This window comes from Methanosaeta sp. UBA356 (genome assembly GCF_002496465.1).
Lineage (GTDB): Archaea > Halobacteriota > Methanosarcinia > Methanotrichales > Methanotrichaceae > Methanothrix > Methanothrix soehngenii.
Genome location: NZ_DAKC01000119.1, coordinates 1 through 19,459, shown reverse-complemented (window position 1 = coordinate 19,459; position 19,459 = coordinate 1). Strand labels below are relative to the sequence as shown.

The following is a 19,459-nucleotide window of genomic DNA, read 5'->3' as shown; positions in this document are numbered from 1 at the left end:
ATAAAGCCTCTTCACCCCCGTCCGATCCCCGTTCCCCAGCTCTCTTTGCGGACCATCGTACAGGTTCATCACCTGCTGGAGGTCGCTTTGGCGCGGATCGTTGTCCGGCAATGTATACAGGTCGCCCATTCCTATCCCGTGGCCCAGCTCATGCAGGGCAACGCTCTGCAGATCGATCCGCCCTGTGCTCTGTGCGGTGGCGAGATCGGTCGTCCAGGCGAAATCGCGGTTGTACCAGCTGTCTGTTTCCACAATGGAACGGTATCCATCCACCAGCTGCCCATTGCTCCACCAGCGCTGCATTCCCAGATAGCTACCCCCCAGGCCCTTCCAGCCGCTGACAGAGTAGCCATCGGCGACCTCCTGGCCCTGGGGCGGGAAGGGATTATCCACCACCTTGGTGTAGTCGACGATCACCGTGCTGCCATCGGCGAACAGGTTCTCGCCCACAGCATCATCCCAGGTATTGGCAGCCTGAGCAATGGCATTTCGTGTAGATTCTGTGCCCAAGCCGGATGGGGTGTCGGTCGGATTCAGGTAGAGCTGCAGCTGAGGATTTCTCTGGTTCCAGCGATACCCGGTCAGGGCATATGAGCTGTAGGATCCTCCAGATGACAATGCCGCTGCCGTGCCGGCCTGCTCTGCCCTATCCTGTATATCCGCCTCTCGATCTAAGTTCATCACCTGCAACTCAAAGCTTCCTATGCTCTTTCCGGCACCCTCCGTCAGCCTTGTCCCTGCCATCCCCATTATCCTGCTCCCCCCCTCTCTTGAGACCGCCTCGAAGGAGCCGTCATTCAATAGAACAGTATCATCAATAGCTGCATACCCCTCGGAGTGAGCAGTCTCATCCGCTCTGGAGGTCAGGCGGGCGGAAAGAGTCCCCATCCCGGAAAAGCCAACCTCTGCAAGGAGGACGTTCTCTTCACCCAGGGCTCCGGAGAGCACCCGTCCCTCCTGCCCGGCGATCTCAGTGCTCTGGCTGGCTGATAATTGCCCCCCAGCAGAGAGGCTCTGGGCGCTCCTCAGGGTGCCGCCGCTCACACTCGCCTCCTGTCCGGCATCCTTGAGTCCATTGCTCGCACGCTGCTCGAGAATCATGCTGCCTGTGCCGGCCGAGTTCTGGAGGATGGCAGCCGACTGGCCGGTGGCGGCTGAAGCGGTGGAAGCGGAAAATTCCCCCTGGCTCTCTATATTATTTTGCAGCACATAATCCGATCCTTTAAGAGATTGCTTGAGACTGTTATTTCCTCCCCCCTCTGCCTGGCGATCGATAGAGATGCTTCCTGAGCCAAGGGCCAGGCTCTCGTGCAGTGATGTGGAGCCGTCCAGGGCGAAGCTCTCCGTGGAAACGGCCTGTACCCCCGCAGCCGCAGAGGAGCAGCTCACTGAGATTCCCCCAGCAGGTGCTGCAAGAGTGCTCGCTAAAAGAAAGCAAATCCATAATTTTTGGCCTGTGAATTCCTGGAGTACTTTGGTCATCGCCCATACCCTCTAAAGGATTTGAATTAATTATGCAGTCATACGGTTATTAATACTCATCGTCAAGAGAGGTCGCATTAACGTGCCTATTATTCGAGTGAAGAAAAATGGCGTCAACTATTTATTTTGTATATATTCATAGAAAAATGTGAATTGAGCATCAACCACACGAGCACAGCAATACCAAGAATGGTCGAGATGAATCCAGGCAACCTGGCAAGCTTCATGATTATATCAATAACTGGATGTTCCCTCTCAAGGCCGATGGTCATATTCATAGGACAAGGTGTTAGATGGCATTAAAGGACATAGGAGCGGGAAAAATAATAGCCAGGTGCCATGAATACTTGGTCGACCTGCTTTTCGCACCGGGCACAGGGCGAAGGGGCGTATACGAGTTGGTGGTTAGGTCCAGTCATATCATCGCCGAAGACGGCATGCAAAGCTTTGCGGAAAGGTCCCAAATATATATGCGCAGAAAATTATCTCAAAAAAAGAATCCGCCCAAAGAGCCGTCTGGAAAAGAACTGGAGGATATGCGCATCCAATGTGCGAGCTTTGAGTACCGGCCTAAGATCAGCATAATAGTTCCGGTATTAAACACCAGAGAAGAATGGCTTAAAAGTGCAATAGACTCTGTTTTGCATCAGGTATATGATAACTGGGAGCTTTGTATTGCGGATGATGGATCAGATCAACCGCATATAAAAGAGACTCTAAATTGCTATCAGCAAAAGGACGCCCGAATCAAGGTCAAGTATCTGAATGAGAACCAGGGCGTCTCTGGAGCTTCAAACGAGGCCCTCGCTATGGCCAGCGGGGAATTCATCGGATTTCTGGATCATGATGATCAGCTCCTTCCAAATGCCTTATATGAGGTTGTTCTGATGCTGAACCGGAATGCCAGAGCCGATTTTATATATAGCGATGAGATCCTTATTTCCAAGCGAGGAAAGCCAGTATTTGCTTATTTCAGGCCAGATTTCTCTCTTGATTATATGCTGTCTCATTGCTATATCGTTCATTTTGTTGTCATAAGGGCGAGCATTTTGAAAAAGATCGGTGGATTCAGAGCCGAGTTTACAGTATCCCAGGACTACGATTTATTTTTAAGGGTCCTCTCCCAGACCAGAAATGTCCTGCACATACCCAAAATCCTGTACAGATGGCGTCAGTACGAATCGAGCACCGGGCATCTGCTCAAGGAAAGAGTGATGGAGTCCAGCAGAAGAGCTCTCCAGGACTTCGCAGACAGAGAGGGAATCAAGGGAGTGGTCTGGGGCACAAAGAACTTTAATTTTTTCAGGCTGAAGAGAGATATCCTCGATCGCCCCAAGATCAGCATCATAATTCCGACCAAAGATCGCATTGACCTTTTAAGGAGATGCATTGAAAGCATCCAAAACAGATCGTCTTATGATAATTATGAAATTATAATAGTAGATAACATGAGCCAGGAGGAGGAAACCGCCGCATATCTGGATGGTCTAGGGAAATCATATAGGATTATAAAGTTCAATGAGAAATTTAATTACTCTAAGTTGAATAATTATGCCGCTGAATTTGCCCGTGGAGAGCATCTGCTCTTTTTGAATAACGATATAGAAGTATTAAACTCCGATTGGCTGGAAGCGATGCTTGAACAATCGCAGAGAGACGAGATCGGTTGTGTGGGGGCCAAGCTGCTTTATCCAGATAGAAAAATACAGCATGTGGGAGTGGTTGTCGGCTGGGGTGGACGGGCAGAGCATATATATAAGTGGTTGCATTCAAATGACATTGGCTATATGGGCCATTTTGTATCCATCAGAAATTATAGTGCAGTCACCGCAGCCTGCATGATGCTTCGAAAATCGATTTTTAATGAGGTAGGCGGATTTGACGAAAGGTTTGAGATTGGCTTTGGAGACGTCGATCTTTGCCTCCGGGTGAGGGAGTTGGGATATGAAAACCTATTTACTCCCTATGCAGAACTGCTCCATTACGAATCTGCTACCAGGGGACGATCGTTTTCATTCGATCCTCACCCCAATGACACAAAGCGCTTCATAGAAAGATGGCAAGAATATATAAAAGGGGGCGATCCCTACTACAATCCCAATCTTCCCCTCGACAGCTACGACATCCTGCCATTTGTATCTTGGCGATAACTGATCTTGATATAGATTAGCCTGCAGAGCAGCACGATATCCAATCATCCTCCTCTTCATACCGCGGGAAGTCCGACTTCATATGGATGCTCCTGGAGATATTGTAATCTCCGTAGTACCTCTCCTCCCCCTCGCTGGCCATAGGATAGATCGATTTCTTCAACCCAGCATTGGGGCTAAAGAAGCCATATTTGAAGTCGGCGATGCCAGTGGAGGACGTCGTAATGCTATAATATGTCTCCTTTGTGGGCATGAACTGGGCGGAGAGAACGGTATCATTGGGAGAAAGAGAAATGCCCCGCACGGTGGCATTCATCCTGGTGAGCAGCATATCGATATCTGAATCCTTGGAGAGCTCATTATTGTAAAGCAGGCTGGATCCGGCATAATCAAGATTGTTCCCTGCATACTCTCGGCTGTTGATTCCCTGGCCGGAGTACCTCAAGGACTTGCTGGATCGGAGAATAGCCGGCCATTCCTCGACAAATTCGCCTATAAAGGTGCCGTTTTCAATTGAAAGGACGAATTCGCTGGAATTAGCAGAGTCAGCTCGAAGGAGAATCAGCCCTTCTGAGGCGTAATCGCCCTTTCGGGCAGAGGTCCTGGCACGCAAGCGAAGATCATTTACATCCACCTCCTCATAGCTGGAATGATAGGGCTCAAGTGATCGCCCGCGGTACTCAACCGGAGATATGCTTCCCTGGACGTACTGCGAGTAATCGAATTTGATGCTATCGCTCTGCCGGGCAATGGACCAGTCGGTGTTATTGGTTCCCACGGTGGTGGTTATCCTCTCGGCATTAGCGGATAGGATCAAGACCGATAAGAGCAATGAGGCGATTACAATACAGACGCGATCCGTCTCAATCTTATTAAAAATCAAAAAGGGACCTCTGCGGTTCTCTTTCTCCCCCGGCTTTCTTCGAAGCTAAAAGCCGGATCTCTCCGTATTTTCCTCCTCCGCCGGGCAGAACCTCCACTCCGCCGTTGCGGAAGGCCTCAATGGCACCGATCACCTTCGGCTCGACCTCTGCCGCCTCCAGCTCCTCGAGATGCTCGTTCAGCAATACCTCAATCTCCGTCTTATCCTCTGTCATGGCCGCGTACAGCCTCTGCACCCCCACCGTCATCGGGCTCTTGTAGCCCAGGGCGAGGGCGATGATCTCTGCCAGAGGAATGAGGTGCAAGTAAGGGGGCCGATGAGAGGGATGCTGGGGCCCTTCGTAGTCGGCCAATAGATCGATCCGGTCAGCCACCCCCAGCTTGATCTGCCCCTGGCAATGAGAGCAGCGTCCCATGAGATCATTCATCTCTTTTGCGCTGAAGTGATGAAAGCAGCGGGTGCAGGCAGTGCGGTTGTACTTTCCCTCTCCCGGGAAAAAACCGGCATTGAGCGTCGGTCCTCTTCCCTTCTCCCTGCATATGGCCAAAGCTATCTCCCGGTAGCTGCACCCCTCCACCTCCATCTGATTGAACTCTCTGGCCAGCTTATTGGTGCGAGGTGAATGGGCATCGGAGTTGGAGAGAAAGGTCTTGTCCGAGAGCTCCGCAATCCTGTCCGCATAATCGCTGTCCGCGCTCAGTCCAAGCTCAATGAATCGAATCCGGTCCGCCTTCTCCTGGTAGCATTCAGATAGGGACCGATGGTAAGCATACATCCCCGTCCATGGGGTGAAGGCATGGGCGGGCCCAATGAGGCCCTCCGCTTCAAACACCAGGTCGGCGATCTGGGCCCCGCTCATATGCAACCGCGGCCTGCCGTCCTGATGCAGGTTGCCCGAATGGGGTGAAAATCCCTCCGCCAGCTCCTCCGCTTTGCCGGTGTCAGGCAGGAGAATAAGATGATGGACCCTCCTTGAATCCTCCACCTCCACGCTCAGGAGAAAGAGAGTATCCCCCTGCCTCCTCAGCCCATCGTCCTCCGGCAGCTTTTTGATGGATTCGAGCCACAGAGGGTGCAGGCAGTCTCCAGTGCCCACTATCTTCACCCCTTTATGCGCCGCCCCCTTTGCGATCTGCCCCAGCTCCATGTCGCCGGATACAGCCATCGAATAGCGGGAATGAATGTGCAGATCGAGATTGACTAGCATCTTCCCAACTCCTGAGGAAGATCTTCTCGGAGAGGGATAAACCCTTTATGCTCATGGCTCCATTACCGGATGAGAAAATGGAGAGCAACAGAGAGATCCTGGAGAGCTACCGCCGAGGAGAGATTTCCCTGGAGGAGGCCCTAAAGCAGATTCGGGTCAGGGATTATCGCACCGTGGGCGAGGTGGCAAAGCTGGATATCTGCCGATCAAATCGCATTGGCATACCGGAGGCGATCCTCGCCGAGGGAAAGGACAAGTCCGATCTTCTGGCCATATCCCTTGCCCATCTGGAGGAGACGGGGAGCGTGATCATCACCCGTGTGTCCTCCGAGCAGCTGGTGGTATTGAGATCGGCCAAGCTTCCCCCTAAGAGCGTCTTTGAGCACAATCCTCGCGCCAGGACGGTGGTCATCCGCTCTGCTGATCGGCCGGCGCAAGCGGGCAGGGTGGCCATCCTGGCGGCAGGAACTGCAGACATCCCCGTGGCTGAGGAGGCGAGGGTGGTAGCGGAGGAGATGGGCTGCCAGGTGCTCAGAGAGTATGATGTGGGGGTGGCAGGCATCCACCGCCTCTTTCCGTGTCTAGAGAGGATGGCGGATGCGGATGCATTTGTCGTGGCGGCTGGTCGAGAGGGCACCCTTCCCGCGGTGGTAGCGGGACTGGTGAACGCTCCGGTCATCGGCCTTCCCGTCTCCACTGGATACGGGATTGGCGGTGGGGGAAAGGCTGCCCTCTATTCGATGCTCCAGTCCTGCTCCGTCCTGACGGTGGTAAATGTGGATGCGGGCTTTGTGGCGGGAGCATATGCCGCCAAGATCGCCAGACAAAAAGCTCATAAAGAGAGACAGTCTTAAATTATTTCTAGGAAGGTATTTATACCATAAAAAGGCTCGTTTGCCTTGAGCGGGTATACTCATCTTTTTTACTAACCCCCACTCCCCTACCCGCTCTAGCTATTACCGCCGCTACTGCAAAGTATAAGTATAATATAATTAGAAACATGGCACGTTGGGGAGATCCAGGGCGGAGTCTGCCTTGCAGGGATGCTCCGCCTTGGTGCTGAATGGACGCACGGAATAGCAGACTATTCCTTCGTACGCTATTCCATTACACTTTACTTTATGCAAATTAATTTTACTTAAGGCTTTTGGTCCCGACAAAATCGCGATCTATTGGCAAAGAGCGCCCGTTGCTGCCTGAGGATAGATCGACTGAATTTATCTCTTCTCCGGACTGCTGAGAATAGGCCTCTATCCTCTTTTGAACCTGGCCCATCATTCCCTGAGAGGTCAAGACCAGGCAGCTCTTGCCTGCAAGCGCCTTGAGGATGCATTTGTCTATCACCCCGTAGGTGAAGTCCACCCGGATTTTGGCCTCTTCTGCCATCAGCTTGGCCCTGGTCCCCATAGCCCCGGTATAATCTGCATCCACTTTCACTACCAGCTCATTTGCATTCTCTAAAAGAAGCTCATCGGCATTGCAGACGTAGATCGTGCCCCTCTTCGCCCCTTGGACAGCACACCTCCTCTCGCCCCCCTCCAGAGAGTCGCATAGCTCAAGAATGCTCTTTGGAGGCTTCTTGCCCTCTGCCAGCCCTCTGTTCACAAGCTCCTGATATAGATCCACCACCATTGGGGGCTTCAGCCTGGCATCACGGATCAGCTCCAAATCGCCGAACACCTCCTCAGCCGAGCCCCGGCGGAGCACTCCACCGTCCTTCATCAGCACCACCTCATCCGCCCAGCGATAGGCCAGGTCCACATCGTGGGTGGAGATGATCAATGTCTTTCCCCCCAGGTTAAGCTCATCGAGCATCTCCATGATCTCCTCTGATGTGGCGGGATCGAGGTTTGAGGTGGGCTCGTCCAGGATCATCACCTCCGGCTCCATAGCCAGAATTCCCGCAATAGCCGCCCTCTTCTTCTCCCCGCCGCTCAGGTGATGGGGAGGGCGGCGCTCGTATCCAGATAGGCCGACATACTGCAGGGCATAGCCCACATACCTTTTCACCTTCTCAGGAGGGAACCTCAAGTTCACCGGCCCGAAGGCCACATCCTGGTAGACGGTTGGGGCAAAGAGCTGATCATCGGAGTTCTGGAAGACCATTCCCACCCTTTGCCTTACCTTTCGCAATGATCGGGAGTCATAATCCAGCCTCTCATTCCGGAATAGAACCTCACCTGCATCCGGCCTTAAGATCCCATTGAACATCAGCATCAGGGTGGACTTTCCCGCTCCATTGGGGCCCACCAGAGCAATCTTTCTGCCCTCCTCTATTGTGAGGCTGACATTGCTAAGGGCCCGGGTGCCGTCGGCATAGGCGTATTCTATCCCCCTGGTCTCCAGGATCGTGGCCATTCTCACCCTCCCATCCTTAGAATCCCTTCTTCTCCAGTCATAAGGCTGATCGCCAGGGCCAAGGCCAAAAAGGCCGCAGTGGCTGCTATCTCTAATGCTCCCGCTCCTTTTCTCACTTCCATGAGATCGAGCCGGCCGTCGTAGCAGCGGGCGTCCATGGCCACGATCAGCCTCTCTCCCTGCTCCCAGGATCTCAGAAATAGAACGCTTGCGAGCATGGAGAAGGAGCTGAGGGCACTCCTGGTGCCCAGGTTCCCCAGTCGCATCACCTGGGCGCTGTGTATCATCGCTGCCTGATCGAGAAAGACAAATATGTATCGGTAGATCATCATAGAGAGCTCTATCACCGATTCGGGAATCCGAAGCGACTTGAGGACGGCGAATATCTCGATCATGGGGGTGGTGAGGGCGATGAAGAACAATGAGCACATGCCGCCGAAGGTCCGGGCGATAAGAAGCAGGGCCAAAGCTGCCCCATCCTCTCGGATCCCTATCTCCAGGCCGAAGAGCTGCATGGAATAGAGCATCTCTCCAGAGCCATGCATCAGGGCCACCACCGTTGAGCTGAGCAGAGCGAAGGAGAGGGGGAGAAGGAGGAGCCGGGAGTAGATGCGAATGGGTATTTTAGCCAGGATCAGGATGATGAGGCTCATGCTCGCGGCGACGAATAAGGGCGCGGATGGCGTGACCGAGGAGACGCAGATTATGATCGCTCCCAGGCCAAGGAATAGCTTAAGATGGGCGCTGGTCTCTCTCAGGGCATTGCACTGGGCCCAGTCATCCAGGAGATCATGCATCAGATCTTGCTTCCCAGTCCCCGTCTCTCTGCTCGCCTTTCTTTCTCATCAAACCTCTGTAGTATCCCAGGAAATAGCCGATGACCAAGCTCCCTATGGCCGCCTGGAGGGCGAAGAGAAGGCTCTCGATCTCGCCGCTCGGCGGCTCCCATAGGGGACTTGACCAGGGCTCGTAAGCCCCTCCGGTCAATTCATCGATGACCTTCTCAGATTGATCGTCCGCCCCTGCCCACTCGTGCTCTCCGCTGGTACTCTGGTAGACGAAAATGGCAGCAAAAAGGGCAACAACCACCAGGACGATTATCTCCAGCTTCATGTAGCAGCCTCCCGGAGCAATTTGATGGCGGAGGCACTGGCCACATTGAGCTTCACCAGGATGTCGCCCCTGAGCCGGACAAGATATTTGAACATCAGCGCAGTCACCGCTCCCTCCACTACGGCTAATGGAACCTGGGTGATGGCGAATATGGCCATGAAAGCCTGGAAGGAGGCCACAACCCCACCCGAGGCGGCGGGAAAAGCCAGGGCGAGCTGCATTGAGGTCACCACATATGTGGTCCAGTCGGCTAGCATGGCCGCCAGGAAGACAGAGAGGTACATATTAAGCCCAGACCTCTTGGCAAGAACGAAGACCAGATATCCGATCAGAGGACCAGCGATGCCCATGGAGAAGATGTTGGCCCCAAGAGTAGTCAAGCCGCCATGAGCGAGGAATAGGGCCTGATAGATCAGCACGATTGCCGAAAGGACTGCGGTTATCCATGGTCCAAAGAGGATCGCTCCCATGCCCGTCCCCGTGGGGTGTGAGCAGCTCCCAGTGACTGAGGGCATCTTAAGGGATGAGAGAACGAAGACGAAGGCCCCAGATACAGCGAGCAGGGGCAATATCTCCCGGTTTTCCTTGACCATCTTGTTCATCTTATAAACGCCCCAGGCCACCACCGGCAAAGAGATAATGAGCCAGATCTCCCACCAGGGATGGGGAAGAAAGCCTTCCATTATATGCATCACAACACCCGTGTGCAGCAGGGATATTCTAGCATATAAACTTTCTTTGCGTTATGACCAGATTAATTTAATAAATTGAGAAATGCTCTTAAATAATCCGCTCTATAAAAGGAGATCATTGACCCAGATATTCACTGTCACCAACCTCAATGAGAGAATTCGAGAGCGTCTGGAGAACGATCCCCGCCTGCATGATCTCTGGGCGCAAGGAGAGGTATCCAACTTCGTCCATCACCGCTCCGGCCATATGTACTTCACCCTGAAGGACCGGGATTCCCAGATCTCCTGCGTCCTCTTCAAAGGGAACATTGGCCAGGTGGAGACGGAATTGAGAAATGGCATGAATGTCCTCTTGTTTGGGGATGTGGCGGTCTACCGTCCTCAGGGGAGAGTGCAGCTGGTGGCCAGGGCCATTAAGAGAGATGCCGGTCTTGGCTTTCGGTTCTTGCAGTTCGAGGCCCTGAAAAAGAAGCTAGGGGAGGAGGGGCTCTTCGATCAGGAGCAGAAGCGCCCTCTTCCCCTCTATCCGGAGAGGATAGGGATTGTCACCTCTCTGCAGGGTGCTGCGCTGAGGGACGTGGTGCGCACCATCGGCCCCTATCCAGCAAGGATCATAATCTCTCCGGCCAGGGTCCAGGGAGAGAAGGCTGAGGAGAGCATCGTCTCTGCTCTTCTCGCCCTGCAGGGCAGGACGGACCTGATCATCGTCTGTCGCGGAGGCGGCTCAGCCGAGGACCTGTGGTGCTTCAACTCGGAGGTGGTAGCAAGAGCAGTCTTCGCATGCGACAGTCCGGTGATCTCCGCTGTGGGCCATGAGACGGATGTGACCATCACAGACTTCGCGGCCGATATGCGGGCGGCAACCCCAACCGCTGCCGCGAAGATTGCAGTGCCGGATGTGGCGGATCTGAAGATCAGGCTGGAGCAGAGCCGGGTCCGGATTATGCGCGCCCTTTGGACAAGCCTGGAGAGAAAGGAGGAGCGTCTGGAGTATATCCAGCGCAGCCTCGCCCCTTCGAGGATGTACTCCATAACCGGAGATCTCAGGCAGCGTTTGGACCACCTGAGCGATGGGCTGGATCTGGCCCAGGCTGAGATGCTGAAGGCGCGAAGGACCAGGCTGGACGCGGCCATGGGCAAGCTGGCAGCGGTGGGACCGCGCGCCACATTGCAGCGAGGCTATGCCCTGGTCCGCTCGGAGAAGGGGCTGGTCGTGGCCTGGGATGATGTCCTCCCCGGAGAGGAGGTTGAGTTGATCTTGGGTCGGGGTGCGTTGAGATGCCGGATTTTGGAATGCATCGACGAGAAGGAGATGGATGGATGAGCATAGAGGAAGTGGGGCTGGAGGATGCACTGGAGGAACTGGAGAGAATAGTCTCGGAGCTGGAGGAGGGGAAGATGAGCCTGGAGAAGAGCCTGGAGCTATATGAACGAGGCATGAGGCTGGTCCGGGTGTGCAACCTTCGACTGGATAGTGCCCAGAGGAGGATCGAGTGCTTGACCGGCGAGCTGCCCTCCGATCTGCTCTGAGGCAAAGCTTAAATAAGATCTAGGATGTACTTTTTTATACATCATAGTATTAATTCGTGCATTAAACCATTTAGCTGGTGATTCGTTGAGTAGTATGATGATCGATAATTTCGCAGTCAAGTTCGGGAGGTATGGCGGCCTCTTCGTCCCCGAGACCCTGGTGGCTCCCTTGGCCGACCTCTCTATTGCCTATGACCGGCTTAAGAAGAGCCCCCAATTTCAAGATGAGCTGAAAGCTCTCCAAAAGGACTTCGCCGGCCGGCCCACATCGCTCTATCTCGCCCCCAACCTCAGCCGGAAGCTGGGCTGCCGGGTGTATCTAAAGAGGGAGGACCTGGTGCACGGTGGAGCTCATAAACTCAACAATACCCTTGGCCAGGCTCTGGTGGCTAAGAAGATGGGCAAGACCCGCCTGATCGCCGAGACCGGTGCCGGCCAGCATGGCGTGGCCACGGCCATCGTGGGGGCAAAACTGGGCTTTGAGACCCAGGTCTACATGGGAGAGGTGGACATCGAGAGGCAGAAGATGAACGTCTACCGGATGGAGCTGATGGGAGCAGAGGTTATACCGGTCCGCTCCGGCTCCAGGACCTTGAAGGACGCCATAAACGAGGCCTTGAGGGACTGGGCCTCCAGCTTCGAGCACACCCACTATCTGCTGGGAACCGCCGCCGGCGCCCATCCCTTCCCCTCGATGGTCAGGGACTTTCAGAGCGTGATCGGCCAGGAGGCCCGGGAGCAGATCCTGGAGGCGGAAGGTCGTCTGCCGGATAGCATTGTGGCCTGCGTGGGTGGAGGGAGCAATGCCATGGGCATCTTCGCTCCATTCCTGAAGGACGATGTGAGGCTGATCGCAGTGGAGGCTGGAGGTCGAGGCCCGGGGATGAACGACAAGATGGCGGACAATGGCGCATCTTTGGGCTACGGCACAGACGGAATACTGCATGGCGCCCTCACCAAGATCCTCCAGGACCCATACGGCCAGATACTGGAATCCTACTCAGTGGCAGCAGGCCTTGACTATCCCGGAGTGGGTCCGGAGCTGGCATTCCTGGCGGAGAAGGGGCGCGTCCTTCCCAGGCTGGCGGACGACAGGACCGCTCTAGAGGGATTCCGCGCCCTATCCCGGCTGGAGGGGATCATCCCCGCACTGGAGTCGGCTCATGCCATCGGCTATGCATTAGCAGAGCCGGAGTCACTGGGCGATCTTTCGATCATCAATGTCTCCGGCCGCGGGGATAAGGACCTGGCTACGGTGATGGACTATGAGACTATCTGAGGCCTTCGAGAAAGGGCCCCTGCTGATCGTCTATCTCTGCTCAGGAGACCCGTCGCCCGGTGCCACCCCCGAGCTGGTGCGCCGGCTTGTGAGGGCGGGAGCGGATATCATCGAGCTGGGGCTCCCCCATTCAGACCCTATAGCGGACGGTCCGACCATCCAGGCGGCAGCGCAAAGGGCTATCGCTGCGGGGATGAACACCGATGTATACTTCCAGGTGGCAGAAGAGGCTGATGTGCCCGTCCCCAAGGTATTCATGGGTTACTACAATATGGTCTATGCCCGGGGCCTGGAGAGGTTTGCCCGGGATTGCCATGATTCAGGCATCACCGGCATGATCGTCCCCGACCTGCCCCCGGAGGAGGCCGCGCCCCTGAAAGAGGCCTGTGGCAAGCACGGCGTAGACCTGATCTACCTGGTGGCGCCCAATACGCCCCCTGCACGGATCGATCTGATCGCTGAAGAGACGGGCGGCTTTCTCTATCTGGTGGCCAGGACCGGCGTCACCGGGGCGAGAAGCGAGGTCTTGCAGGATACAAGAGACCTCATCGCTCGGGTGCCGGGAAAAAAGCCAAAGGCGGTGGGATTCGGCATCTCCACCCCTGACCAGGCGGCTGAGGTCATCCGGGCGGGTGCCGATGCCGCCATAGTGGGATCGGCCTGCGTGGACCTGATCGCCAGGGGCAGGATCGATGAGCTGGAGGCATTGGTTGGGGAGATGAAAAAGGCGGTAAAAGCTGCGGGGAGAGCAAGGCTGCAATAGCTGGGACTATTGCATTGCCATGAAAGACGAATGACCTGAGGAATACCGATGAATGAAGAGCTAAGGAAGTATGTGGAAAGGACGCGCCGGGACATTGAGTCCGGGGCGGATGCCACTATCGTATGCTTTGGTGACTCCATCACCGCTGGCTATGCAGTGCGGCGAGGGTTTCCCTCCTTTTTGCTGGAGTCGCTCCGTCAGAGGTTCCCCGATTCAAAGATAGAGATGATCAACTCTGGCATCTCCGGAGATACCAGCCAGGACGGCCTGAGCCGGCTGGACTGGGCAGTGCTATCTTATGAGCCGGATCTGGTCACCATAAACTTCGGCATCAACGACTGTGTTTTAGGGCTGAGCCTGGAGGAGTTCGAGATGAACCTGGTGGAGATGGTGCGCCGCATCCGGGCAGGCCCGGACTCGGAGATCTTGCTCTTATCCTCCCAGCCCCTGGAGAGCCCTCCCTATGACCAGAGGGTATTGGACTACTATCAGACGGTGGAGAGGGTGGCAAAAGAGATGAATGTGGGCTTTGTGGACGTCTACGGCGCCTGGATGAAGCGGGTGCAAGCTGGTATGCCTCTAGATTCTCTGATCTTGCCAGGCTTGGACCACCCCAATGAGGCGGGCTACAGGATAATAGCCGAGGAGCTGATGAGCCTCTTTTGAGCAAGTCCTTGTTTGCAGGCGAGAAGGTTCGTGGAGGTATGAGGTATGTTAATGAAAAGCGCGGGTGGATGCTTGATCATATTGGCTATTTTATTGATACTTTTTGCTCTCTCGCTGGGAGGGGCAGCAGCCGCTCCAGCGGGCGTTGGGGCGGATATCGTCAAGATCATAAGCGTAAGCTACCAGGATGCCGATCAGTGGGTTGAGATCGCCAACATGGGATCTGGTTTGATGAATCTGGACGGCTGGTCGCTCAAAAACCGGGAAAATCAAAGCTATGCGTTTCCTGCAAACTTCACCCTGAAGGCCGGCTCAACAGCCCGAGTTCACTCCAAAGAGGGCAGCAATTCCTCCTCCGATCTATACAATAGCGCGCTCTTTTGGAGCGAGATGGGCGATACTGCCACTTTAGAGGATATAGCCGGAAGGATCATTTCCCAGTATAGATATCCAATAGAGGTTTCGACTCCCGGTAGCGCATCCGACAACAAACCCCTCTCCCTTCCCAATGCATTCTCCAGCGGCGGGATGAATCCGCCTTTTCTGCCTGCTTATAGACCGCCTCCCGGCAAAGAAATGAGCAGCTTGAGGTCCAGCTCCAGCACGCCGGTGAATTTGACGGGCCATACCTTCATCTGCCACGGCGGTCCGCTCAACTGGGCATGGACAACTGGATTGGGATAGAGAGCTTTTCCCCCCTCTTTGTCCTCCCGCCACCGGCGCCTTCTCCAACTCTCTGGTCCTCGTCGCCGTTCGACATCTCCTCATGCCATCATATGAATCTCATATAATGGTTACTCATTTATTTTGGGCAGAAGAGAATACAGCTAAAAGAAGAGTGAATGAGGGATAAGAAATGAGGATGATGTTCGCAGTTGTTTTCGCCTGTATAATTCTAGCATTTACCGCATCAGGCGTAGCTGGTGGAGTAGAAGTGGGTGACTGGTTATCTGGCGGATATGTCGTTACTGGCTACAATGCTCCTGCTGCCTTAAAATGGAGCCCGTCAGTCTTCAATTACGGATATATCGACTATTCGGTCTCTGATCCCTGGTATAGATCCGTTGCCAGACCGTACCTTGATAGTTGGTATTGGCCATCGTATTATTATCGAAGCGGAATTACCGTCTATCCTGTAAACTACTACAGCCCCGCTTATTATTGGCATGGTTTGCCCTGGCCATATTAACTTTTTGTTGAATCGAATGAGGCGTACTCGAAATGGCGAGCTAGCCTCGGTGGTGGGCTGCCCTCTCGGTCGACGCTGGGCGGGGGAGCACCAATGGGATCTGTTGGGCTCTGGACTCACCTCTTCTCCCCTAACCAGATCCTATTGACGCTCTTCAGAAGGATCGAGCACATTATTGCTGCAGGCGATCTTTCTTTCCGTCTATTCATCCTATCCAAGCCCTGCAGTACTGATGGATCTGGCCCTTTCAGCCTGATATTGATTTTTAACAGATGCTACCAGACATGCGGCAGGAGGCGGTATCGTCTCTCCTGGCAGTATTCCAGATATCCGGGCAGGTCACGCAAAAGCAGCCTCTCCTCAGCGATAATCCTCCAGCAGATGAAGGGAACACTTAGGGCGAAGATGGGAAGAGCCCACCAGGAGCCTAAGGCTATCGGCGTTGCCAGATACATGGCCAGCACTCCCAGGTACATGGGATGGCGGATAATGGCATAGGGGCCTGTGCTGATGACCCTTTGGCCCTCAGAGATCTGGATGATGCGAGATGCATAGCTGTTCTCCTTGAACACCCACAAGACCAGAATATAGCCGAAAAATACAGCAGCGTCTGCAAAGAGTACCAGGTGGACAGGGATGGCATTCAGTCCATGAAGGCGCAGGTCAATGGCAATGGCTACAAATCCAGCGATGATGATCAGAGAGATTGCATTAACGATCGCAATTTGCTCTTTTTCTCTTTCCTGCAGATTCATCCTCCGCTCCAGCATCTCCGGCTCATGCTTCAGAAAATAGCATACTGCAACCAGCATCGGCAAGACGAGAACCGCCCAATAAAGCCACCCCTGCCAGTAACGAAAGGTGCCGGCCAGAAGATAGATAATGATGGGAATGACAATTGCGGCCAGACCAAACCTTATCATTGCCTGCCTTCTCAGCCTTTCGTATCTCTGCCGGTCAATTCCATTATTATTATTATGGGATATGCCGTCTTCCTCCTGAATCCTTTGACTTCCTGGACTGGCATGAAGGCAAAGCTGATGCCCTATCTATAGATGTGCGGAAATCTAAACTCAGATGCCTTAAGATAGTCTTCGATAGATTCAATTCCGATCCATCTACGCTTTCTGGTCTCAGCCACAATACCTGTCATATTGCTTCCGCAGAATGGATCCATAACAACATCTCCTTGGTCTGTTAAGAAATCGATGAAGAGCTGTGGCAATTCTTTAGGGAATCGAGCTGGATGAGGCTTCATATTAGATTCTTTGCATTTTTGGAGATAGGGGCTATTGGCATCATTATTTCCAACCTGAAGTAGATTTGGCGGGATGGCTCCCTTATTATCCCTCTGGAACTTTGAGGTAATATTGTGCCCTGAAGGTCTCTTCTTAGCTACATATCCTCTCTCAATCAATCGCTGCATATCCTTGCTATATGGCTGAAGAATCTTCCTATTATCAGCTTTAGGGAAAGGAGATTTAGACAGCCAGAGCACTAGTTCAACAGAGTCCTTCACTCTGATCCTTCTGACAGTAACCCACTCGGCAGGAGCAGGTAATTTTGCAGGATTGTACCAATAAAACTCCTGTGCTAAATGAAACTTTTTGGCTAATTCTATAATAAGTTCAAATTGATAGGTCGATCTAGTGGGCTTGCCTCTATTCCATGATCCGCCTATGTTGATCACAAGGCTGCCATCCTCGGTTAGTACTCTAAGGAATTGATCGGCAAAATCCATAAACCATTTTACATAAGCATTAGCATCTACGTTACCGTATTCTTTCTTGTAAACAAGGGCATAAGGCGGAGAAGTGACGATTAAGTTAACCGATGATTCAGGCATATTTTTCATGACTTCTAGAGAATCGGCCAAATAGGCTGATCCGTGCTCGGTGAAGTAATAGGGCTTGTAGGGTATTATACTTCTAAAGGGGTTCTCTACACCCATATCCAGTGGGAGCACAGAGTTGTAAGATGTCATTGGACTACCTTTGGTTTTTATTCAGCTTATTCTTTGCGTTGGTTGATATGATCGACTTTTCAGCGAGCCAAGCGAGAACGATATTCCTTACAATCTCAGCATCCCCATTTCCCAGTTCGCCTCGAAAGTTCTCAATGAGGGCCCATTGTTCAGGGGTAAATACTACCTGAACCCGTTTATTCATTGGGCACCTCCCAGCCGCTGAAATGACACACTCATTACACAGGTGAAATAGGCTGGTATTATATTAGTTTTTCCCCCATTACGTTGCTCGGTTAGGTTGGAGATGCCACATAAATTAGAAGAGATCCTAAAAGCACCGGCTAATGACATAATGGACGCTATCTTAAAAGGATTCAGAGCCCAGATCGATGTGAAAGGGAAATTATCTGAGTTTTATGCCTACAGATATATAAAACATCTGGAAGCAGAACATATTATCGAGGAAGTAGAGTGGAGAGATACAGATGGAAGACCCGACTTCGAATTTTTATATAATGGCAAGAAATATTTAATGGAGTGCAAGAACCTAAGAAATAAGATCTATAAACGGCCTCCAAGCTACATGGTGGAAATCCAAAGGACCAGGGATTCAAAGCAGGGCCTGGAGACGAGACGTTATCGAGTAGACCACTTTGATATCCTCGCAGTTTGCCTATTTAACCAGACACAGAAATGGGATTATGTTTTCATCAGATCCAAGGATCTTGAGCGATGGCAAGAGCACCCAGAGTATCTAGAAAAGATGCAACGGGTTCCAATGACAATTGAAGGCCTATGGAAGAAAGATTTGATAGAGATTCTAAATAGCTTCGAAGGCTGAAATCTGTTAATGATACCAATTATGATTTATGATGATGCCGAACCAAAACATGCGAATCTGATGCCATCTCTCTCAATATGCTGAAGAATATTCTGCCATCATTTGCTTATATACAGTTGTGCATTCATTGGCTGATTTATAAGGCGCAATGATGATACGGCCTGTCTGATCGATGATGAGGATATTGAGTTCTGAGCGCTATAGATCCCTTCCAGGAGCGAGATCGCAACCAGTGCACCGGTAGCAGCCGGTGAGAGCCAGGCTGCCGTCCAGACCTTTTTCATCCAGCTTCATCCTCAGATATCGAGATAGCCTGAGCAATCGCTCTGCTGAAGGCCGGACGATATCCACCTCCCCCCGGCGCAGGGGATGAGGATAGGCTGCCCTCAGGATGGGAAGAACACCCATATCAATGAGCTCATCTATTCCCTGGCGGAGGGACTGGTCCGACTCCCCCAAGCCAATGATCACATTGGAGAAGACGTGGTTAGGGCCGAACAGCTCCACGGCCTCCTCCAGAGCATCCATTATCTCTTGATAGGACAATCCCGGGCAGACTTGGGCGAATATATCGCGATCGACCGTCTCCAGATTGTACTTGACCTCATCAGCGCCCGCATCCAAAAGAATCCGATTGACTCCAGGAAAGGGGTTGACAGAGACGCCGATGGGCAGACCAAATGGCAACAGATCACGAACTAGAGCCGCCACCCTCTCCGCCTCATGCTGGGGGGAGACCTCAGTGCCGCTGGTCAGAGAGATGGACTCCAGCCTCCCCGTGGCCATCGCCTCTTTCGCCATCTCCATCACCCTCTCGTGAGACTTCACCTTTCCCATCAGCCTGGGGACGGCGCAGAACTTGCAGTCGTAGATGCAGCGCTCGGAAATGGTGATGTAGGCCTGATCAGGACAGTGCAGGAGGGGCTCGACTACTCTGCCCCTGGCAATTACCCTGCCCTCCAGCGAGATTGTTGCCTCATCCCCATCCATCTCCAGCTGAATAGCAGTGCTATCCACTACCGATAGGCGCACCATACGCGAGCCGGACTGAAAGAAGATCGAGCTTTCCCCCGCACCTGGACCGGCGGTGGACATCTTGCCCTCGCGACCAGGCTGGGAGAGCTGAACCGTTCCCCGGGAGAGAAGAAGGGCTTTTGTCTCCAGATCCATCGTACTAATTCTTATTTTCCAGGTTAAAAGAAATGATGGTCCAGGCAAAGAGGTTTATAACGTCGGGGTGTAAGGGCAGAGAAGACCCCTCTCCTTCAGGGGAGGGGATGAATCGTGCCCCGCCGTTGTGCAGAAAACTATAAACATAATCAACCGCATAAAAAGTATCT

Annotated in this window: 21 protein-coding genes and 1 pseudogene; 11 read left to right on the top strand and 11 right to left on the bottom strand. The window is 53.2% G+C overall.

What is annotated here, in order from left to right; translation table 11 throughout:
* The coding region (locus BP727_RS11625; RefSeq protein WP_286858936.1) for a hypothetical protein at positions 1 to 1,482 on the bottom strand (1,482 nt) is incomplete at its 3' end.
* A gap of 293 nt (positions 1,483 to 1,775) precedes the next feature.
* Here BP727_RS11625 and BP727_RS13695 point away from each other — a divergent pair.
* A pseudogene (locus BP727_RS13695) lies at positions 1,776 to 2,597 on the top strand (glycosyltransferase family 2 protein); the annotation flags it as partial.
* Between the two features lie 99 nt (positions 2,598 to 2,696).
* Complete coding sequence (locus BP727_RS11615; RefSeq protein WP_286858932.1) at positions 2,697 to 3,632, top strand: glycosyltransferase family 2 protein; 936 nt, start codon at positions 2,697 to 2,699, stop codon at positions 3,630 to 3,632.
* A 16-nt stretch (positions 3,633 to 3,648) separates the two neighbouring features.
* Here BP727_RS11615 and BP727_RS11610 read toward each other — a convergent pair whose 3' ends face one another.
* On the bottom strand, positions 3,649 to 4,515 hold the full coding sequence (locus BP727_RS11610; RefSeq protein ID WP_286858931.1) for a hypothetical protein: 867 nt from the start codon (positions 4,513 to 4,515) through the stop codon (positions 3,649 to 3,651).
* The gene (locus BP727_RS11605; RefSeq protein WP_286858930.1) at positions 4,505 to 5,722 is read right to left on the bottom strand and encodes an endonuclease Q family protein; all 1,218 of its coding nucleotides are present in this window, start codon (positions 5,720 to 5,722) and stop codon (positions 4,505 to 4,507) included. The genes BP727_RS11610 and BP727_RS11605 overlap by 11 nt, the downstream gene beginning before the upstream one ends.
* Positions 5,723 to 5,799: 77 nt before the next feature.
* On the opposite strand from BP727_RS11605, the gene larB reads away from it, so the two are divergent.
* Positions 5,800 to 6,576, top strand: a complete 777-nt coding sequence (gene larB / locus BP727_RS11600; RefSeq protein ID WP_273278156.1) for a nickel pincer cofactor biosynthesis protein LarB — start codon at positions 5,800 to 5,802, stop codon at positions 6,574 to 6,576.
* Positions 6,577 to 6,856: 280 nt separating this feature from the next.
* Here the strand turns inward: larB and BP727_RS11595 are convergent, their stop codons facing one another.
* Genes BP727_RS11595 through BP727_RS11580 form a run of 4 tightly spaced genes read right to left on the bottom strand, consistent with a single transcriptional unit; the run spans position 6,857 to position 9,885 of the window.
* On the bottom strand, positions 6,857 to 8,080 hold the full coding sequence (locus BP727_RS11595; RefSeq protein WP_286858951.1) for an energy-coupling factor ABC transporter ATP-binding protein: 1,224 nt from the start codon (positions 8,078 to 8,080) through the stop codon (positions 6,857 to 6,859).
* Between the two features lie 2 nt (positions 8,081 to 8,082).
* Entirely contained in the window at positions 8,083 to 8,877 is a 795-nt protein-coding gene (cbiQ, locus tag BP727_RS11590; protein WP_286858928.1) for a cobalt ECF transporter T component CbiQ, read from the bottom strand.
* Positions 8,870 to 9,193 carry an energy-coupling factor ABC transporter substrate-binding protein gene (locus tag BP727_RS11585; RefSeq protein WP_273278152.1) on the bottom strand — a complete coding sequence of 108 codons (324 nt, stop codon included), beginning with the start codon at positions 9,191 to 9,193 and terminating at the stop codon, positions 8,870 to 8,872. The genes cbiQ and BP727_RS11585 overlap by 8 nt, the downstream gene beginning before the upstream one ends.
* Positions 9,190 to 9,885, bottom strand: a complete 696-nt coding sequence (locus BP727_RS11580; RefSeq protein WP_048132137.1) for an energy-coupling factor ABC transporter permease — start codon at positions 9,883 to 9,885, stop codon at positions 9,190 to 9,192. The genes BP727_RS11585 and BP727_RS11580 overlap by 4 nt, the downstream gene beginning before the upstream one ends.
* Before the next feature lie 118 nt (positions 9,886 to 10,003).
* Here BP727_RS11580 and xseA point away from each other — a divergent pair, with 118 nt between their 5' ends.
* From xseA to BP727_RS11545, 7 genes are all read left to right on the top strand, one after another.
* Positions 10,004 to 11,209 (top strand): exodeoxyribonuclease VII large subunit, encoded by a 1,206-nt coding sequence (gene xseA, locus BP727_RS11575; RefSeq protein ID WP_273278151.1) that lies wholly within the window; start codon positions 10,004 to 10,006, stop codon positions 11,207 to 11,209.
* Positions 11,206 to 11,415 carry an exodeoxyribonuclease VII small subunit gene (xseB, locus tag BP727_RS11570; RefSeq protein WP_013719448.1) on the top strand — a complete coding sequence of 70 codons (210 nt, stop codon included), beginning with the start codon at positions 11,206 to 11,208 and terminating at the stop codon, positions 11,413 to 11,415. Before xseA ends, xseB begins: the two co-directional genes overlap by 4 nt.
* Before the next feature lie 97 nt (positions 11,416 to 11,512).
* Positions 11,513 to 12,694 carry a tryptophan synthase subunit beta gene (trpB, locus tag BP727_RS11565; protein ID WP_342766284.1) on the top strand — a complete coding sequence of 394 codons (1,182 nt, stop codon included), beginning with the start codon at positions 11,513 to 11,515 and terminating at the stop codon, positions 12,692 to 12,694.
* Positions 12,681 to 13,457: a tryptophan synthase subunit alpha gene (trpA, locus tag BP727_RS11560; protein WP_273278149.1), complete on the top strand. Its 777-nt coding sequence runs from the start codon at positions 12,681 to 12,683 to the stop codon at positions 13,455 to 13,457. Before trpB ends, trpA begins: the two co-directional genes overlap by 14 nt.
* Before the next feature lie 48 nt (positions 13,458 to 13,505).
* The gene (locus tag BP727_RS11555) at positions 13,506 to 14,123 is read left to right on the top strand and encodes an SGNH/GDSL hydrolase family protein (RefSeq protein ID WP_273278148.1); all 618 of its coding nucleotides are present in this window, start codon (positions 13,506 to 13,508) and stop codon (positions 14,121 to 14,123) included.
* Positions 14,124 to 14,174: 51 nt separating this feature from the next.
* A complete protein-coding gene (locus BP727_RS11550) occupies positions 14,175 to 14,807 on the top strand; it encodes a lamin tail domain-containing protein (protein WP_048132130.1) in 633 nt (210 codons plus the stop codon).
* A 172-nt stretch (positions 14,808 to 14,979) separates the two neighbouring features.
* The gene (locus BP727_RS11545; protein WP_157863725.1) at positions 14,980 to 15,312 is read left to right on the top strand and encodes a hypothetical protein; all 333 of its coding nucleotides are present in this window, start codon (positions 14,980 to 14,982) and stop codon (positions 15,310 to 15,312) included.
* 275 nt (positions 15,313 to 15,587) lie between these two features.
* On the opposite strand, the gene BP727_RS11540 is transcribed toward BP727_RS11545, so the two are convergent.
* The 3 genes from BP727_RS11540 to BP727_RS11530 form a co-directional block, all read right to left on the bottom strand.
* Positions 15,588 to 16,235 (bottom strand): methyltransferase family protein, encoded by a 648-nt coding sequence (locus tag BP727_RS11540; protein ID WP_013719443.1) that lies wholly within the window; start codon positions 16,233 to 16,235, stop codon positions 15,588 to 15,590.
* Positions 16,236 to 16,357: 122 nt separating this feature from the next.
* Positions 16,358 to 17,296 (bottom strand): DNA-methyltransferase, encoded by a 939-nt coding sequence (locus tag BP727_RS11535; RefSeq protein WP_013719442.1) that lies wholly within the window; start codon positions 17,294 to 17,296, stop codon positions 16,358 to 16,360.
* Between the two features lie 4 nt (positions 17,297 to 17,300).
* Positions 17,301 to 17,480 (bottom strand): CopG family transcriptional regulator, encoded by a 180-nt coding sequence (locus tag BP727_RS11530; protein ID WP_013719441.1) that lies wholly within the window; start codon positions 17,478 to 17,480, stop codon positions 17,301 to 17,303.
* 102 nt (positions 17,481 to 17,582) lie between these two features.
* Between BP727_RS11530 and BP727_RS11525 the strand changes: the two genes are divergently transcribed.
* On the top strand, positions 17,583 to 18,119 hold the full coding sequence (locus BP727_RS11525) for a hypothetical protein (protein WP_048132128.1): 537 nt from the start codon (positions 17,583 to 17,585) through the stop codon (positions 18,117 to 18,119).
* Between the two features lie 198 nt (positions 18,120 to 18,317).
* Here the strand turns inward: BP727_RS11525 and BP727_RS11520 are convergent, their stop codons facing one another.
* The gene (locus tag BP727_RS11520; protein WP_273278147.1) at positions 18,318 to 19,289 is read right to left on the bottom strand and encodes a radical SAM protein; all 972 of its coding nucleotides are present in this window, start codon (positions 19,287 to 19,289) and stop codon (positions 18,318 to 18,320) included.
* Positions 19,290 to 19,459: the final 170 nt, after the last annotated feature.

Bases quoted from the DNA above. Each gene is read 5' to 3' on its own strand.
- BP727_RS11615 (WP_286858932.1), top strand. From the start codon at position 2,697: ATGGAGTCCAGCAGAAGAGCTCTCCAGGACTTCGCAGACAGAGAGGGA.
- BP727_RS11605 (WP_286858930.1), bottom strand. From the start codon at position 5,722: ATGCTAGTCAATCTCGATCTGCACATTCATTCCCGCTATTCGATGGCT.
- larB (WP_273278156.1), top strand. From the start codon at position 5,800: ATGGAGAGCAACAGAGAGATCCTGGAGAGCTACCGCCGAGGAGAGATT.
- BP727_RS11595 (WP_286858951.1), bottom strand. From the start codon at position 8,080: ATGGCCACGATCCTGGAGACCAGGGGGATAGAATACGCCTATGCCGAC.
- cbiQ (WP_286858928.1), bottom strand. From the start codon at position 8,877: ATGCATGATCTCCTGGATGACTGGGCCCAGTGCAATGCCCTGAGAGAG.
- BP727_RS11585 (WP_273278152.1), bottom strand. From the start codon at position 9,193: ATGAAGCTGGAGATAATCGTCCTGGTGGTTGTTGCCCTTTTTGCTGCC.
- BP727_RS11580 (WP_048132137.1), bottom strand. From the start codon at position 9,885: ATGCATATAATGGAAGGCTTTCTTCCCCATCCCTGGTGGGAGATCTGG.
- xseB (WP_013719448.1), top strand. From the start codon at position 11,206: ATGAGCATAGAGGAAGTGGGGCTGGAGGATGCACTGGAGGAACTGGAG.
- trpB (WP_342766284.1), top strand. From the start codon at position 11,513: ATGATCGATAATTTCGCAGTCAAGTTCGGGAGGTATGGCGGCCTCTTC.
- trpA (WP_273278149.1), top strand. From the start codon at position 12,681: ATGAGACTATCTGAGGCCTTCGAGAAAGGGCCCCTGCTGATCGTCTAT.
- BP727_RS11555 (WP_273278148.1), top strand. From the start codon at position 13,506: ATGAATGAAGAGCTAAGGAAGTATGTGGAAAGGACGCGCCGGGACATT.
- BP727_RS11550 (WP_048132130.1), top strand. From the start codon at position 14,175: ATGAAAAGCGCGGGTGGATGCTTGATCATATTGGCTATTTTATTGATA.
- BP727_RS11545 (WP_157863725.1), top strand. From the start codon at position 14,980: ATGAGGATGATGTTCGCAGTTGTTTTCGCCTGTATAATTCTAGCATTT.
- BP727_RS11540 (WP_013719443.1), bottom strand. From the start codon at position 16,235: ATGATAAGGTTTGGTCTGGCCGCAATTGTCATTCCCATCATTATCTAT.
- BP727_RS11535 (WP_013719442.1), bottom strand. From the start codon at position 17,296: ATGACATCTTACAACTCTGTGCTCCCACTGGATATGGGTGTAGAGAAC.
- BP727_RS11530 (WP_013719441.1), bottom strand. From the start codon at position 17,480: ATGAATAAACGGGTTCAGGTAGTATTTACCCCTGAACAATGGGCCCTC.
- BP727_RS11525 (WP_048132128.1), top strand. From the start codon at position 17,583: ATGCCACATAAATTAGAAGAGATCCTAAAAGCACCGGCTAATGACATA.
- BP727_RS11520 (WP_273278147.1), bottom strand. From the start codon at position 19,289: ATGGATCTGGAGACAAAAGCCCTTCTTCTCTCCCGGGGAACGGTTCAG.